Genomic DNA, 15,268 nt, shown 5'->3' on the forward strand with positions numbered 1-15,268 from the left:
GACTCTAGATTCTCACAATATTATGTGCTTGTAAACCACGATCAGATTCCACAAGTTCAAATTCTACTTCCGTACCCTCTTCGATTGTTTTAAACCCCTCCATTATGAGGTGAGTGTAGTGAAAGAATATGTCTTGTCCGTCCTCCGCCGTAATAAATCCAAACCCTTTATTTTTGTTAAATGTTTTTACTTTCCCCTTCATTTTATTAACCCTTTCTAAGCGTATTCATGTGCTTTAATTTCAATAAAATTATACGATAGGGGTACTTAAAAGGCAAGTGAAATCGCTTACTTTAAGTTTGGACGTGATCCAGCTAGGCACAGCGCTTCAACATGGTTTGCATAAGGTCTTAGTTGGTTTGCGATTGCCTCCAAGGTATTTCCTGTTGTTACAATGTCGTCGATGATTAAAATTCGGTCGTAAACATTAGCCGGTATATTTCGAATCTTTATATGTTCTCGAATACGACTTCGATCCGCGGCGCTAAGATTCGCTTGCTTTTGGGGTGCCCAATTATCAAATTCAATCGCACTTCGTTTCAATCCAATATTTCTCAACAAAAAATCAAGATGGTTTTCTTTACTACTATTAGTTGTACAAGCGTGTGATGGTGATACAACAAACATAAATTTTCGGTAATAATATCGAATCCAATATCGGTGGTACGTGAATAAATATCGTTCAAGATAACGATCTCCATAAACTTTGTAACGCAAAATTAATTGGCGTATAAATCCTTGGTAATCATAAAGAACACACGTCTGAATGGATAAGTCATGTCGATAAAATCGTTTTGGTTTTAAGCGTTTACTGCATACGTCACACAATTGATTGTTTTTAGGATACACCATAGCGTCAATTAATGGTTTTGTTTCAATCTCTTCAAAACAGATATCGCATGATTGTTTGCCTCCATGATGCATGTCATGCATTTGCTTAAAGATTTCGTACGCTCTCGAAAAAAACATTTACAAACTCCTTTCTCCGGATTCATCCCACGTTCAACTCGACCTGCAATTTGCACCAGTGTTGCTGTGGAGAATACAGGGTGATCTGCATAGAGTACATATACATTACACTTTTTAAATGTAACTCCCCGTTCTAAAATAGTTGTACAAACAAGCGTTCCACCATGATTTCGAAACCGTTCTAAGATCATGCATCGTTGCTCAGATTCCGAAGTAATAAAAGGACATCTTAAAAAATTCGCTAGAAATTGAGCACACTTACGTGTTGGAACAAAAATCAAAAGGTAATCATAACGGGATTTATAGAAATCAAACAACATCCGTACTAATGGAAAAAATGTTTGAATGTAAATTGGTACAGGCAGCAATCGTCCACTGGGGCGTAACGATGCATAAAGATGCTTTACAAGATTTTGTTTTTGTAAAGATTCAAGATATGAATCGCGTGTAGCACTAAGGTAAATTCTACGTCCTTTAGCTGCCCACGAAACAAAACGCAAAAGTGATTCATTATTTGCAAAAGGAAAAGCGTCTGGTTCATCAAGTATTAGTAAATCAAATTGCTTTTCATATCGGTACAATTGGTGCGTCGTACAAACAATGAAGGGAGCAATTAAATCGTCTGTTTGCCCTCCACATACACAAGTTATTTTAAAATTCGGGAAATAATTTTGAAATCGTTGGTGTAATTCCAATACAATCTCTCGACGTGGGACAGCCCAACACACACACTGTCCACATCGTAACGTCTGCTCTATAAGGGGAATACAAATTTCTGTCTTTCCAGCACCACAAACCGCTTCTAAAAAAATATCGTGTTCCTTCGCGAGCAAGCATAATGTTTTTGAAACATCTTGTTGATACGTAGTCAAACGAAATGGTAATTTAGCTATCTCGCCCTTATCGACAACCGAGAGACCCTCTACTTCTGTTAAGAATTGACGATAAAACAAACATTTTCGACAGACATTCTCTTTTAATGAAAAACCACATCGCTGACAAATCATCGACATCACCCAATAATAACTAAACCGGCGCACCTGCATTCCCTATAAAAAAAACCACTCACAGAGTGGTTATAATTATTTTGAGATAATTTCTTTTCCCGAAGCAAGAACAGCTGCAAGATTTTGTAAGTCGGAAGGAACAATAATCTTGGTTGCTTGACCATTAGCTGCTTTCTCAAATGCCTCAAAACTCTTCAGTTTTAGGTAAGCACTATCTGGATCAATAGTAGCTAGCAATTGAGCACCTTTCGATTGTGCATCAAATACACGTTCCATTGCTTGCGCTTCCCCTTCTGCTTCTGTAATCATCGCTTCCTTGTGCGCTTGAGCACGTAGCACTGTTGATTCTTTCTCCCCTTCGGCAATTAGAATTGCGGAGCGTTTTTCACCTTCAGCACGTAAAATTGATTCACGTCGTTCACGTTCAGCACGCATTTGTTTTTCCATCGCTTCCTGAATATCACGAGGTGGAATAATATTTTTAACTTCAACACGTTGAACACGAATACCCCAAGGATCTGTCGCTTCATCTAAAATGGCACGCATTTTGGAATTAATAATATCACGGGATGTAAGCGTTTGGTCTAATTCCAAATCTCCAATGATATTACGTAATGTAGTAGCCGTTAGATTTTCAATTGCATTAATTGGATTATGAATTCCATATGTATATAATACAGGATCTGTAATTTGGAAATATACTACTGTATCAATTTGCATTGTTACATTATCTTTGGTGATAACGGGTTGTGGTGCGAAATCTTGAACACGTTCCTTTAATGAAACCTTATTCGCAACACGATCAACAAACGGAAGAATTAAATGCATTCCTTTGTCGAGTGTGTGACTGTAAGCACCCAAACGCTCAACCACATAAGCATTGGATTGTGGTATAACTCGAATACAGTATCCTACGATGATTAATACCAAAGCTAAAATTACTAAAAATAAAATGATTCCTGGCATATTAAGCCTCCTCTACACTTTTCACAATTAATTTTACACCTTCAATGGCAATAACTTCAACACGTGTTTGTGCTGGAATTGATGATTGATCAGCTGTAGTTGCCGACCATTCCTCGCCATGGACTTTAATTTTTCCCCATGAATCTTGATTAATTGATTCATTTAAAATAAACTGACGGCCAATTAAACGATCTGCGTTGGTCGAAACAACATTTCCACGCAACAGATTTTTAGTCATTGGTCGTATCATAATTAATGCTGCAACACTTACGATCGCGAAGACCGCTAATTGTACCGCCACACTATCTGTTAAAAATGTTGTACCAAGTGCAGCGAGCGCACCAAATGAAAACCAAAGTGAAACTAAATTTCCAACTGTGATTACTTCAAGCACCAACATCCCTAAACAAACAATAAGCCATACCCAATCCATAGTTAATGTCATAGTATCACTCCCTCTTCATTTAGTGACGACAAGTCAAATGTTAAAACATGTTCCTTTTTGTCATAATTCGCAATTACCTTCTGACCATTTAAGTTTTTACCAACTTTCGCAGAAATTAAATCACACAACGCCTTATTATTAACTTTTGCATATCCTTTACCAATTGAAATTTTATGTAGATTTTCAACTGGATATACATTTAATTCAAGATCGCGTTTTGTAACTGGCTTAATTCCTACATGCCCTTCCTTTGAAAAACCAACCAAAACATACTGGCTGTCTTTAAAGTGAGCAGATGCATTTTGATTTAATGTTAAACTTTTTTCAGTTAACGTCACAACTTGAAGTTGTGCATTTCCTGTTACCCATTCAAACATAGCGACCTCCTTTACTTTTCAAATTATACCACTTATTTCACTTTTTTCAATATTTTCACGATTTATTTTTTATAAAAGTAAAAAAATGATTAACCTCCGGACGAAGTTAATCAGTTTTTGTTTTATTTACCATGGTGTTCGACTATCCCCATCTACTAAATAAGCCCGTTCAGCAAATTGAGCAAGCGGATCATCGGAATAAGAGTCAGAATAAAATTCTTCCATTAGTCCTAAATCATAATACTCTTCCATACGAACGACCTTCTCAGCTCCCCAACAATTGTGTTTGAGATTCTGTCCTGTATGAGGATCAACGACTGATCCAATTAATTGAATTCCTAACTCATCACAAATCGGTGCTAACATAAATTCTGGTGAAGCCGAAATAATAAGGTCATCATCACGTTTTTGTTGGAGGTACCAAGGTTTTATTTTGCTTTTATGTTCCTTCCAAAAAGCTGAAACACGTTCCTGCATATCTGGGATTGCTGTAAAGTATTCATAAAAAACAGTCTTCATTTCTGTTTTATCAATTCTACCACGCTTATAATCCAGCGCTGCTTTAATTTGCCGTGGCCAAAATTTGATCAAACTTTTATCTTTTTTAAGATTAAACTTATAAAAATCCATCGAGCTATCCCCGTCATAGATTGTTTTGTCAAAATCATATACATTCATCTACTCCCCTCCCTTCTCCACCGGGTACACCTTAGGCGGTTTTTCTTGATGTTGTTGTTTTAAAGCCTTATATTTATCTTTCATCTTAATGTAAACCTGTGCGGTTTGTATACAGTCTTCTGAACCGCGATGTCCAACTAATCGTTCAACATTAAAATATTTACACAAAGTTTCGAGTTTATGATTTTTCGAGTCTTTATTCAAGAGTCTTGAAACACGAAGGGTGTCGACATAATCGTTGTGCATACGAAGTCCGGTTGTTGCAAAATAAGCATCATAAACGAGACCAAAGTCAAACATAACATTGTGTCCTAAAATGATATCCGAATCGATAAACTGGACGAACGCTTCAATCACATCTTCTATCTTAGGTGCATCAGCAACCATTTCTTCCGTAATTCCTGTTAGCTCCACAACAAATGGAAGAATTGAATTATTCGGCTTTACTAAGGTTGAAAATGCATCGACTTGTTTATAGTTTCGATACTTGATAGCACTCAATTCAGTTACATCCTCAAATTTATTACTACGTCCTGTTGTTTCTAAATCAATCACGGTAAAATTAGGAACAAACTTCAGTAGATTTTCTCCTACACTTCGCATTACAAACCCTCTTTTTCTAAATCTATTGTAGCACAAACGAGTCTAAACCTCCGAATTTTTATTATGAAGGTTCTTAAGAACATAAGACCCCTACACAATCGGGGTAGGGGTCTTATATTTATTTAGCAGAAGCTACCATCAGATCAGCAACTCGTTTCGAGAATGTTACTGGATCTTTAATTGGAAGTCCCTCAATCAAACAAGCTTGATCATAAAGAATTGTTGCGAAACTTGCAAGTTCTTCTGGTTTGTTTTGATACACTGTCCCCAATGCTTCTAACAATGCATGATCCGGATTGATTTCAAGGATACGTTTTGCCTTAACCGACTCCCCTTGATCAGGGATTGCATTCAAGACTTTCTCCATTTCAAATGAAACGCCATCTTCGCTGACAAGACATACGGGATGGTTTACCAAACGTGTTGATAATGTAACGTCATCGACTTCATCTTTGAGCGCTTCTTTAATTGCTTCAATTAAATCCTTATTGGCTTCTTTTTTTGCTTCAATGGCTTGTTTTGTTTCATCATCAACCAAATCTAAATCACCTTGGTTAATTGACTTAAAGGCTTTGCCATCATATTCACGAAGCATTTGAATTGCGAACTCATCAATCTCATCCGTAAAGTAGAGCACTTCAAAACCTTTTGAAACGACAAATTCCGTTTGTGGAAGATGTGCACATTTTGTTTCATTTTCTCCAGAAACATAGTAGATTTCTTCTTGATCTTCTTTCATACGCTCACAATATTCTTTGAATGAAACAAGGTCATCCCCATGAGAACTTCTAAAAAGAATAAGATCTTTTAATGTATCACTCTTAGCGCCGTAGGAAGTGTAAATACCATACTTAAGCGACAGACCAAAATTCGACCAGAATGTTTCATAGTTCTCACGCTCATTACGCATCATAAGTTCCAATTCACTCTTTATTTTACGTTCGATACGTTTTGATATTGCAGCAAGTTGACGATCATGTTGCAAGATTTCACGCGAGATATTCAAACTTAAATCTGGTGAGTCTACAAGTCCACGAACAAAGCGGAATTCCTCAGGAATAAGCGCTTTATTATGGTCCATAATAAATACCCCACGACTGTAAAGTTGTAATCCCGGTTCAAAGGATTGAGAATAGAAATCCATTGGAACATGTTTTGGAATGAAAAGTAATGCATCAAACGAAGGATTTCCTTCAACTTTCATTTGGATTGTTTTAAATGGATCATCGTAATCATGGAATTTATCTTTATAGAACTGATTGAGTTCTTCTTCCGTTACATCATTCTTTGATCGTTTCCAAAGTGGAATCATTGAGTTCAAGACTTCAACATTGTCTTCAACTTTCATTTCTATTGGATAACGAATATAATCGGAATAAGTTTTTATGAGATTCTTAATTGTGTACTCATCAATAAAACGTTCATAAAATTCATCATCTGTATTTTCTTTGATTTTACAAATAATTGTGGAACCATGTTTCTCGCGTTCTGCTTCCTCAATTTTAAATCCGTCTAAACCATCCGAACTAAATTTGTAAGCTTGGTCTGATCCGTATGCCTTTGAAATCACATCTACGTGATCACTTACCATAAATGCGGAATAGAAACCAACACCAAATTGTCCAATAACATCAACCGCTTCATTACCTTCTTCTAAAGCTTGCTTAAAGGCATGTGAATCACTTTTTGCGATAGTTCCCAAATAAGTCTCTAACTCTTTTTCTGTCATACCGATTCCATAGTCATGAATCGTCAGTGTACGGTTTTCTTCGTCCAATTCAATCTCAATTTTTAAATCATCTTTATTGATTTCGATTGAAGTATCTTGTAGTGATTTGTAATATAGTTTATCTTCCGCATCACTCGCATTCGAAATCAATTCCCGTAAGAATATTTCTTTATTTGTATAAATCGAATTAATCATTAAATCCAAAAGCCTTTTTGATTCAGCTTTAAATTGTTTTGTTCGAGCCATTATATTCCTCCTTAGCACTCTAAATCTTCAAGTGCTAATATCATATCGCATTCTTGTTTTTTGTCAACGGGTTTTCTATAAATTTATATTTAAAAATTCCATAATTAATCAACATAAAAAGAAGTCAGACCCGAAAGCTGACTTCTTTTTATAAAACATGTTTTATCAAATCTTCTCGAACTGCTGCACTTGACTGCATATCCGTTAAGATATTTAATGTATCCCCCGCAAGCATGACAGAATCACCATGCGGGATAAATTCATGATCTCCGCGACTAATACTTGTAAGTAAGCAGGAATGCGGCCATCGTACATCACGTACCATACAACCATCAAGATGACTCTCTACATGAACACATATTTCAATAACTTCTTTTTCTCCAGAGATATTAGGAGCCCGTTCCCCTACTAAACGTTCAAGCATTGCCTCATATACCGGCTCTCCGCCGCAAACATCCGCTACAACGTATGCAACCAACGACACGACTGCTATTGGCATGAGATGATTGAAATTCCCAACCATTTCTGTAATCAGTACAATTGCCGTCAAGGGTGCCTTACCAATCGCTGTGAAATAGCCCGCCATAGCTATTACGATGAATGATTTCATAAGAGCAGGATTTAAATCAAACAGTGAAATAACTACCCCTCCATAAATCGCTCCCAACAATGCACCTAATGAAAGAATCGGTAAAAAGATTCCTCCAGGTAACCCTGATCCGTAAGATATCATTGAAAAAATAAATCGCAATATAAAAATAACAATCAAAACTGTCACTGGAAAAGGATTATCCACCAGGATATGTATGATATCACTTCCACCACCAATAAGATGGGGATAAAATATACCGATTGGAATCACCATTAAAAATGGAATGACACCGTAAAAATATGGTGGGATTTTAGTGATTTTCGCATAGATTGTTGGAATCCAAAGGACAACCTTTTGATATATAAAACCTGCAACGCCTAAAACAAGACCCAAACCAACAATCAGTCCATAGTGCTTTAACTCAAAATACTCAAGCAGTCCAAATGATAATATGGGCTGTTGACCAAAGAAAAATAGCGAAACAAAATTTGCTGTCGTCGTTGCAGCGAGCGTTGTAAGGAGCACAATTGGCGAAAAATTATGGTGAACCTCTTCCAGTACAAACAACAACCCCGCCACAGGCGCGTTAAACGCTGCTGCAAGACCCGCACCGGCTCCACTTGACACCAATACTTTCTCCGACATCTTATTACCCTTAAAACCTTGATTAACGCCTTGTCCGATTGCAGCCCCTAATTGGATTGAAGGTCCTTCTCGACCAAGAAAGAGTCCCGACCCAATCGCTAATACGCCCGCTATTCCTTTACGAATCAAAACCGAAAGCCAATTCATTTCCATCATGCCAAGTAATTGGCCTTCAATTTGCGGTATTCCACTCCCTTTTATCATTGGATCTTTTTTTATAATCAATCCAATAATTATTGCAATCACGATTGAACCAGCCACCCATAAGCCCAACCACTCAGGATTTTGCCTTAGCGCAACATAACCTAATTTCACAAATCCTAAAAGTTCTTCGATAAGATATCGAAATAAACTAACAAGCAACCCTGCACCAATTCCAACTAAAATACCTTTCCCAATAAATACTAAACGTGTTTGATCAAAACAATTTATGGCACATTGTTTTTCCTTTGTCTTCAATATTACGTCAACTCCTTACTTTTTCCTTTATAATCATACGCTTATGTTGTTTTACAGACAAGAAAAAACAAAAAAAACAGACGCCCAAAGGCATCTATTTCTCAATCTAACTATTGCGCTAATTTTCGGTAATTTGTAATTTCGATAAACTCCATGCGATCTGAATTAATATCGAATTTGAATACGCTTGTTGCTTTTTTATTATGTTCAAACGTCAAATTCTTAAATCGTGCATTTTCTGCTTCCGTGTAAGATCCCAATTGCTCAATGATCTGAGCCTTTGGCGTATCAAACGAAATATCCCCATGTACTTTAATATCTACAGGATCATCGTAATACGATTCTCGATTTTCTGCGCTGATAGACGCAATGAGCGTATCTTCTAAATATTTCGCTTCGTCTGAATCATTGAAAAAAGAAATCCAGATAATGTTGCGGTCCTTACGCAATGCGTAGCCATCGGTATAACTATTCGCAGCAAGTTCCTCTTCAATATCCGTAGTCGGTTCCCAACCATCTGCTAACAACGTTTTATACGCTACCGGGAGGCTATAATCCTTCCCACCAAGGGTAAATGCAATCATCTCATAAGGATTTACAGGAGGTTGATTGACTTCCGGTTTATCTGGCGCTGTCGTACAGCCCGATAACATAAAACATAAAACTAATACAATACCAATACGTTTCATATTCTCACCTCGTTAGAATTATCGTATCATAATCATAATTAAACTTACATTACTTCTTTATCTTGATTTAAAACTTTTTGATAAATGGCTTTAAGTTTTTCACCAATCGCACCAATACTCCGTTTTTCAGCGACATGATACCCCGCATCCGTTGTGCTCGGAATTGTTTTATCTAAACATCCACGAATAATACGAATAAATGCTTGATTCGAATCGCCTTTATAACAGTTTTCCCCATCAATAAGCCAAGGATCATAAACACCAATATCACGAACGAGCGTCTGACATCGTGCTGCAAGTGCTTCAAGGACAACAATTCCCTCAGTTTCTTCATAAGATGGAAAGAAGAACATATCCGCACTCATATATGCCCCTTCAATAATATCACCAGCAATATAACCGGGTAATATTACGTTGGATGGTTTATTTTTTATTGCATCTCTAACTTTAGCAGTAACACTTGCAAGTGGTGTGTGTCCAAACCAAATAAAGGTAACATCTGGCATGGCACGTGCTACTTCCATAAAATCCGGAAGTCCTTTACGTTCAAAATAAAGACCCACCGAAACAACAACACGTTGACCCTCTTGAATTTTAAAATAATCACGATAGGCTGCTACTTTTTTCTCGTCATAGTCAAAACGACTCAAATCAATACCGTTTGAAATATCTTCAATTGGAATCGTAATGCCGTAGTCTTCGAGAATCCGCTTTGAATACGGTGTTGGTGTTAGAATAAAGTCTCCAAGTTTATAACTTGATACAATATGCTTCTTAAATAGAGGGGCGATTTGATTCGAAAATACAAACGAATTTCGAAAATCTTCTTCTGTAGAATGAGCATGGTAAACTACTTTTTTTCCATTACGACGTGCTTTTCGCGCAAATGCACGGGCAGCCAGGTCAACCGTATTAATATGAACCAAGTCATACGGTTCGTGGATATCAGTCGTAAAGTCTACATTAGCTTCTGTTAAAGCCCGAATTTGATGCTTCATAGCGCGACCAATTCCCGATTTACTAAATGCCTTTTCGCCTTTTTGATATAGTAATATTTTCATGTTCATCCGCCTTTATCATTAATACTATTAGACTATCATTGTGCTGAGAACCTGTCAATGAATCACGGGTCTAATACTTTCTCTTTCAATTTATAATATGTTTCGTTACAATAAGTTATAAGAGGTGATTACATATGCACGGAGATAAACGACGTACATTAATTATTACGGAACTATGCAACTCTCATCAGGCGATCAGCGCTAACCAGTTTGCTCGGAAATTTGGTGTTTCCCGACAAATCATTGTAGGAGATATCGCATTATGTAGAGCTCAAGGACACGATATCATCGCCACAGGCAAAGGTTATATTATCAACCAAGTGGACGAACATTCCAAAATTTATACCCTTGCTATGCAACACAAGCACCAAGACACACGAAAAGAATTAGAACTTTTTATTAAGCATCATGCGCAAGTCTTGGATGTGACCGTAGAACATCCTATTTATGGCCAGCTCACCGGGCAACTTAACATCCAATCGCACGAAGATATTGATCAATTCATGGATAAAAAACCCGAACTCCTTGCCTCCCTTACCAATGGCATTCATCTTCATCGCATTGCTGTCTCCGACGAAGATGACTACAACGCTCTTATCGAAGACTTAAAACAACATCATTTTCTCTATCAAAGTAACTAAGGTGTCTTGACACCTTTTTCTTTTACCTCTACAATGTCTCTAGGTGTCAAGACACCTTCGGAGGAGAAATATGAAATCTGTTCGTAATTTAAGTATCGCTGCATTACTCATTGCCATGGGCATTACAATTCCCATGTTTATGCCTAAAATCATTATCCCACCCGCTTCCTATACATTAGCTAGCCATGTTCCCGTCTTTATTTCGATGTTTATATCGCCACCCATTGCTCTAGCGGTTGCTCTAGGTACGGGTGTCGGTTTTTTATTATCAACACCTTTAATTGTTGCGGTTCGTGCTTTTTCCCACTGTATTTTCGCATTGGTTGGTGCATTCTATATTCATAAACACCCCCAAATTATCGATAATACAAAATCGCTTGTCGCATTTAATCTTTTGATTGGGTTACTTCACGCAAGTATTGAATGTCTTTCTGTGACACCTTTTTTTCTTACTAATGTCACGCATACTGGCACTTATTTTACCGTCGTATTCTTAGCTGTTGGCATAGGTGGTTTTTTTCATAGCCTTGTCGATTTCACGATTGCGACAACTATTTTAAAACGCGTTCCTTTAAAACGATAATATGTTATCATTAACATATATTTAAAGGGAGGTTCTTATGAAACCATTATTTATCTATTATCCGAAATGCTCAACTTGTAAACGTGCACTCAAGTATCTCGAAGAGAACAACATTGACGTAGAATACCGAGACATGATGTTAGAAAATCCGACTAAAGAAGAATTGAAAACATGGCTTCAAGTCAGTGGATTACCCATTAAACGTTTTTTCAATACATCCGGTATTGTTTATCGCGAAATGAAATTAAAAGATAAACTTTCTGAAATGAGTGATGATGAAGCTCTTGAACTACTTTCCACAACCGGTCGCTTAGTCCGCAGACCTCTATTGATTGGTGATCATGGGGTTTTTGTTGGCTTTCACGAAGAGATGTATGAGACTTTAAAATAATGCTCATTCTTGTTTCACCCACAAAAACGCAAAAAGAGAATCCCAGTGGTCAATGCGCGGATTCTCTTTTTCCAACTATTAAAACATCAATCATTACCAAACTGCAGCAGTATAGCCAACAAGACATTAAAAATAAAATGAAGGTATCTGATAAAATTGCGGAATATGTTTATAACAATTACCAAAATTTTAATGAGACAACACCCGCTCTTTTATCTTATCAAGGTTCTTCGTTTAAAAATATGAATATTGACCAGTGGTCGAAACGTGATTTTCAAGAAGCTAACGAACGTTTATACATCCTTTCCGCATTGTACGGTCTATCACGATGTCATTCAGCGGTAGGACAATATCGTTTGGATTTTCTGATGAAAGTAGATTTAGACTTATACCGTATATGGAAAGATCCCATTACCAATTATTTAAACGAATTAAAACAGCCCATTCTAAATCTTGCTTCAAGTGAGTACAGTGCCATGATCGATATTAAAAAGCTTACTGTTCCTATGATTACAATCGATTTTAAAGAACAAATCGGTGATAACTACAAGACGAAATCTACCTATGCTAAGATTGCTCGGGGAAAAATGGTTTCTATTCTAATTCAAAAACAGATTCGATCTTTTGATGAAATCAAAAAGATTTGCTTTGATCAGTATGAATTTAATTCCGACTTGTCGGATGAAACAACATTCGTATTCTCACGTAAAGAAAGTCTATGACTTTCTTTTTTATAACCCAATATTCCACTTTCATACCAATTTTTCAAACAATTCACGTTGGGGTGATACACTGTAAGGGAAAGCGAGGTATCGTAAATGAAAAAAATATTTGTACTTGGTGGAACCGGATTTCTTGGTTTCCACACTGTCAATGAACTGCTAAAGCGAGATTATAAAGTTAAGACTTTATCTTTACCGCCTATGCCAGCTGATAATATTTTCCCCGATGAAGTTGAGAATCAACTTGGTGATATTAATCAAATGAGCGATGCAGAAATTGTAGACATGCTTTTTGATGTAGATGGATTTATTTATGCAATTGGGGCCGATGAACGTTGGTTACCGGATGCACCTGCCTATCGTTCATTCTATCAAGCAAACGTTCTTCCAACACAACGTATTGCACGACTTGCTGTACAAGCTGGCGTCAAAAGTTTTGTTGTATTTGGTTCATACTTTTCAGAATTTGCTGAACGACTTCCTCAATACAATTTAAAAAACCAAGGTTATCCTGGTACACGACTCCTTCAAGAACAAGTGGCATTTGCTGAAGGTGAAGGGGCTATGCGCGTTACAAGCTTGCGTCTCCCTTATATTTTCGGGAATATGCCAGGTCGTACACCCCTTTGGAAGATGTTTGTAGATATGGTACGTGATCAACCTGTTTACCCAGTTCTTAAAGGTGGTACGGCAATGGTCACAGCATCACAGGTAGCAGAAGCTGCTGTTGGCGCCCTAGAAAATGGAACCCATCGAACAACTTATGCTATTTGCGATACAAACATGAAATATAAAGAATTTTTTGAAATGATTGTTGAAGCATTAGGACAAGAAACCGAAATTCAAGTTGTACCTTACGAAGCAATGGCTGAAAATTTCATTGCCGCCGATAAACATGCGGCATCTGAAGGTAAAGAACACGGTATTCATATTGAAATATCTCAAAAAATGCAAGAAGAAGATCTTTATCTTGATCCAAAAGATACCATGGACGTTTTGGGTATTACACCTGAAAAAGATATGAAAGCAGTAATTCGTGAAACACTCAAACACTGCGTGTAAAAAATAGATTTATAATCGTTAGAACTTAAGTATCCTAGGTCTTTTTGAATACGTTCGGTGTCATACCACTGAACGTATTTTTTTATTTTCTTTATTGATGATGTTTTGTAGTTATTCCTTATCCAATTCAAATACATTCTTCCTTTAATTGCGAAAACCAATTTTCTATTGGACTCTTTTGCCATATCAAGCCCTCTTCTTTCTAGCTTGAGTCTTTATATTTAACCTGTTTTGTATCTTTGAATCATTTTATGGTTTAACACTAAACCTAACTTTCGCTCTATGTAGTACTTAAAACGGATTGTTCCATAAAAACCAGATCGTTTATTGTGCTCTGCTAATATCATTTCAGCGATAGTGTCACTAAAAATTATTCATAATAACTTTGTCTCACAATATTCAACACATGATAAATCCTAGAAGCGAGATACTCATTTCTAGTTTATCTTTATATGTACGTTGATTCGTTTAGACATAAAAAACACCTCTAAAGTTTTGACTAAATTTTAAAACATAGGTGTTTTTTATTTAGTATCAACTTTAAAGGTATTATAATCATACTCTGGTTCTATTTATAAATTCAATAACATTTCTTTAACTTCAGTCATTTCCATCTCGAATTGACTCAATTTATCTTCCGCAATCCATTGATTTGTTTCATGATTCGATTCAGGATATTCTGACATATCGACCACAACTTCGAACACAATATTTATGAAGTGAACGGTTTTATCATATTTTTTGAGTTCAATAATATCTTCCGCGATACCTACAAACTCCGAATCAAGCACAAGATAGGACGTTTCTTCTTTTACTTCCCGTTCCAATGCTTGGTAAATGGTTTCGTTTAATTTTTGACGACCACCAATTAAATGATGATTTTGGTCGAAAAGAATGCCTTTCTCAGACTGAATAATTGCATTAATTCTGATCTCGAATTCATGATTATCCTGAACGTGATAACAAATGTCCTTTGCTTCAAACTCCGAAGGTTCAACTGTTCGTTGTTCATAGAAATCAAATGCATCCGCTTCAATCATTGGCAGCCATTCAGCTGGACAAGCCTCTTGTTCCAGAATGTGATAATTATCCGACTCATTAAAAGAATTTAATTCAGCGATTAGAATGAAATTATGCGTATGGCAAGAACCTGTTTCAAATGTTTCACCTAAGCCAACAAACTCTAACACTTCAATTGTTTTATTAAATTCTGTAAAAACAAGTCTTTGTGCCCAGGTCTCAATTCGTTCTTGATATTGTAAGATTCCTTGTACTGGTTTTAAATCCTTTAAGAAGATATATTTATGATTATATCGTATAAGAACTGTGACATAAACACAGTATTCATGATTAAAATTTAAATCCATAGTCACTCCTTGATATAGAAAAACCGGCCAGAGACC

General features: G+C 36.6%; 18 protein-coding genes. 5 read left to right on the top strand and 13 right to left on the bottom strand.

Annotated features, from left to right (window positions below):
* Positions 1-4 precede the first annotated feature (4 nt).
* The 12 genes from B096_RS0108230 to B096_RS0108285 form a co-directional block, all read right to left on the bottom strand.
* Positions 5-202, bottom strand: a complete 198-nt coding sequence (locus tag B096_RS0108230) for a cold-shock protein (protein WP_018580254.1) — start codon at positions 200-202, stop codon at positions 5-7.
* Positions 203-288: 86 nt separating this feature from the next.
* Positions 289-924: a ComF family protein gene (locus B096_RS0108235; protein WP_244264590.1), complete on the bottom strand. Its 636-nt coding sequence runs from the start codon at positions 922-924 to the stop codon at positions 289-291.
* Positions 861-1,976, bottom strand: coding sequence for a DEAD/DEAH box helicase (locus B096_RS0108240; RefSeq protein ID WP_018580256.1), 1,116 nt, complete (start codon positions 1,974-1,976; stop codon positions 861-863). The genes B096_RS0108235 and B096_RS0108240 overlap by 64 nt, the downstream gene beginning before the upstream one ends.
* Before the next feature lie 75 nt (positions 1,977-2,051).
* Positions 2,052-2,942, bottom strand: coding sequence for an SPFH domain-containing protein (locus B096_RS0108245; RefSeq protein ID WP_018580257.1), 891 nt, complete (start codon positions 2,940-2,942; stop codon positions 2,052-2,054).
* Between the two features lies 1 nt (position 2,943).
* A complete protein-coding gene (locus tag B096_RS0108250) occupies positions 2,944-3,387 on the bottom strand; it encodes an NfeD family protein (RefSeq protein ID WP_018580258.1) in 444 nt (147 codons plus the stop codon).
* The gene (locus B096_RS0108255) at positions 3,384-3,764 is read right to left on the bottom strand and encodes a hypothetical protein (RefSeq protein ID WP_018580259.1); all 381 of its coding nucleotides are present in this window, start codon (positions 3,762-3,764) and stop codon (positions 3,384-3,386) included. Before B096_RS0108255 ends, B096_RS0108250 begins: the two co-directional genes overlap by 4 nt.
* Before the next feature lie 126 nt (positions 3,765-3,890).
* Entirely contained in the window at positions 3,891-4,442 is a 552-nt protein-coding gene (locus tag B096_RS0108260; RefSeq protein ID WP_018580260.1) for a haloacid dehalogenase-like hydrolase, read from the bottom strand.
* On the bottom strand, positions 4,443-5,045 hold the full coding sequence (locus B096_RS0108265; RefSeq protein ID WP_018580261.1) for a 3'-5' exonuclease: 603 nt from the start codon (positions 5,043-5,045) through the stop codon (positions 4,443-4,445).
* A 118-nt stretch (positions 5,046-5,163) separates the two neighbouring features.
* Complete coding sequence (htpG, locus tag B096_RS0108270) at positions 5,164-7,020, bottom strand: molecular chaperone HtpG (protein ID WP_018580262.1); 1,857 nt, start codon at positions 7,018-7,020, stop codon at positions 5,164-5,166.
* 148 nt (positions 7,021-7,168) lie between these two features.
* Positions 7,169-8,716 (bottom strand): ClC family H(+)/Cl(-) exchange transporter, encoded by a 1,548-nt coding sequence (locus tag B096_RS0108275; protein WP_018580263.1) that lies wholly within the window; start codon positions 8,714-8,716, stop codon positions 7,169-7,171.
* A gap of 110 nt (positions 8,717-8,826) precedes the next feature.
* The gene (locus B096_RS0108280) at positions 8,827-9,405 is read right to left on the bottom strand and encodes a hypothetical protein (RefSeq protein WP_018580264.1); all 579 of its coding nucleotides are present in this window, start codon (positions 9,403-9,405) and stop codon (positions 8,827-8,829) included.
* Positions 9,406-9,449: 44 nt separating this feature from the next.
* A complete protein-coding gene (locus tag B096_RS0108285) occupies positions 9,450-10,466 on the bottom strand; it encodes an LTA glycolipid anchor biosynthesis glycosyltransferase, IagA/BgsA family (RefSeq protein WP_018580265.1) in 1,017 nt (338 codons plus the stop codon).
* Between the two features lie 134 nt (positions 10,467-10,600).
* Here B096_RS0108285 and B096_RS0108290 point away from each other — a divergent pair, with 134 nt between their 5' ends.
* From B096_RS0108290 to B096_RS0108310, 5 genes are all read left to right on the top strand, one after another.
* On the top strand, positions 10,601-11,107 hold the full coding sequence (locus B096_RS0108290; RefSeq protein ID WP_018580266.1) for a transcription repressor NadR: 507 nt from the start codon (positions 10,601-10,603) through the stop codon (positions 11,105-11,107).
* Positions 11,108-11,177: 70 nt separating this feature from the next.
* Positions 11,178-11,690 (top strand): hypothetical protein, encoded by a 513-nt coding sequence (locus tag B096_RS0108295; RefSeq protein ID WP_018580267.1) that lies wholly within the window; start codon positions 11,178-11,180, stop codon positions 11,688-11,690.
* A 37-nt stretch (positions 11,691-11,727) separates the two neighbouring features.
* Entirely contained in the window at positions 11,728-12,081 is a 354-nt protein-coding gene (locus B096_RS0108300) for an arsenate reductase family protein (protein WP_018580268.1), read from the top strand.
* A complete protein-coding gene (locus B096_RS0108305; RefSeq protein ID WP_018580269.1) occupies positions 12,081-12,803 on the top strand; it encodes a YaaA family protein in 723 nt (240 codons plus the stop codon). Before B096_RS0108300 ends, B096_RS0108305 begins: the two co-directional genes overlap by 1 nt.
* 96 nt (positions 12,804-12,899) lie before the next feature.
* The gene (locus tag B096_RS0108310; protein WP_018580270.1) at positions 12,900-13,865 is read left to right on the top strand and encodes an NAD-dependent epimerase/dehydratase family protein; all 966 of its coding nucleotides are present in this window, start codon (positions 12,900-12,902) and stop codon (positions 13,863-13,865) included.
* 572 nt (positions 13,866-14,437) lie between these two features.
* On the opposite strand, the gene B096_RS0108315 is transcribed toward B096_RS0108310, so the two are convergent.
* Positions 14,438-15,232 (bottom strand): NUDIX domain-containing protein, encoded by a 795-nt coding sequence (locus B096_RS0108315; RefSeq protein WP_018580271.1) that lies wholly within the window; start codon positions 15,230-15,232, stop codon positions 14,438-14,440.
* Between the last annotated feature and the right edge of the window lie 36 nt (positions 15,233-15,268).

It is taken from the genome of Erysipelothrix tonsillarum DSM 14972, from assembly GCF_000373785.1.
In the GTDB taxonomy this organism is placed as follows: Bacteria; Bacillota_I; Bacilli_A; order Erysipelotrichales; family Erysipelotrichaceae; genus Erysipelothrix; species Erysipelothrix tonsillarum.

What these genes read in the sequence shown, in the direction of transcription:
- B096_RS0108230 (WP_018580254.1), bottom strand. Translation starts at nt 202, where the DNA reads ATGAAGGGGAAAGTAAAAACATTTAACAAAAATAAAGGGTTTGGATTT.
- B096_RS0108235 (WP_244264590.1), bottom strand. Translation starts at nt 924, where the DNA reads ATGCATCATGGAGGCAAACAATCATGCGATATCTGTTTTGAAGAGATT.
- B096_RS0108240 (WP_018580256.1), bottom strand. Translation starts at nt 1,976, where the DNA reads ATGATTTGTCAGCGATGTGGTTTTTCATTAAAAGAGAATGTCTGTCGA.
- B096_RS0108245 (WP_018580257.1), bottom strand. Translation starts at nt 2,942, where the DNA reads ATGCCAGGAATCATTTTATTTTTAGTAATTTTAGCTTTGGTATTAATC.
- B096_RS0108250 (WP_018580258.1), bottom strand. Translation starts at nt 3,387, where the DNA reads ATGACATTAACTATGGATTGGGTATGGCTTATTGTTTGTTTAGGGATG.
- B096_RS0108255 (WP_018580259.1), bottom strand. Translation starts at nt 3,764, where the DNA reads ATGTTTGAATGGGTAACAGGAAATGCACAACTTCAAGTTGTGACGTTA.
- B096_RS0108260 (WP_018580260.1), bottom strand. Translation starts at nt 4,442, where the DNA reads ATGAATGTATATGATTTTGACAAAACAATCTATGACGGGGATAGCTCG.
- B096_RS0108265 (WP_018580261.1), bottom strand. Translation starts at nt 5,045, where the DNA reads ATGCGAAGTGTAGGAGAAAATCTACTGAAGTTTGTTCCTAATTTTACC.
- htpG (WP_018580262.1), bottom strand. Translation starts at nt 7,020, where the DNA reads ATGGCTCGAACAAAACAATTTAAAGCTGAATCAAAAAGGCTTTTGGAT.
- B096_RS0108280 (WP_018580264.1), bottom strand. Translation starts at nt 9,405, where the DNA reads ATGAAACGTATTGGTATTGTATTAGTTTTATGTTTTATGTTATCGGGC.
- B096_RS0108285 (WP_018580265.1), bottom strand. Translation starts at nt 10,466, where the DNA reads ATGAAAATATTACTATATCAAAAAGGCGAAAAGGCATTTAGTAAATCG.
- B096_RS0108290 (WP_018580266.1), top strand. Translation starts at nt 10,601, where the DNA reads ATGCACGGAGATAAACGACGTACATTAATTATTACGGAACTATGCAAC.
- B096_RS0108295 (WP_018580267.1), top strand. Translation starts at nt 11,178, where the DNA reads ATGAAATCTGTTCGTAATTTAAGTATCGCTGCATTACTCATTGCCATG.
- B096_RS0108300 (WP_018580268.1), top strand. Translation starts at nt 11,728, where the DNA reads ATGAAACCATTATTTATCTATTATCCGAAATGCTCAACTTGTAAACGT.
- B096_RS0108305 (WP_018580269.1), top strand. Translation starts at nt 12,081, where the DNA reads ATGCTCATTCTTGTTTCACCCACAAAAACGCAAAAAGAGAATCCCAGT.
- B096_RS0108310 (WP_018580270.1), top strand. Translation starts at nt 12,900, where the DNA reads ATGAAAAAAATATTTGTACTTGGTGGAACCGGATTTCTTGGTTTCCAC.
- B096_RS0108315 (WP_018580271.1), bottom strand. Translation starts at nt 15,232, where the DNA reads ATGGATTTAAATTTTAATCATGAATACTGTGTTTATGTCACAGTTCTT.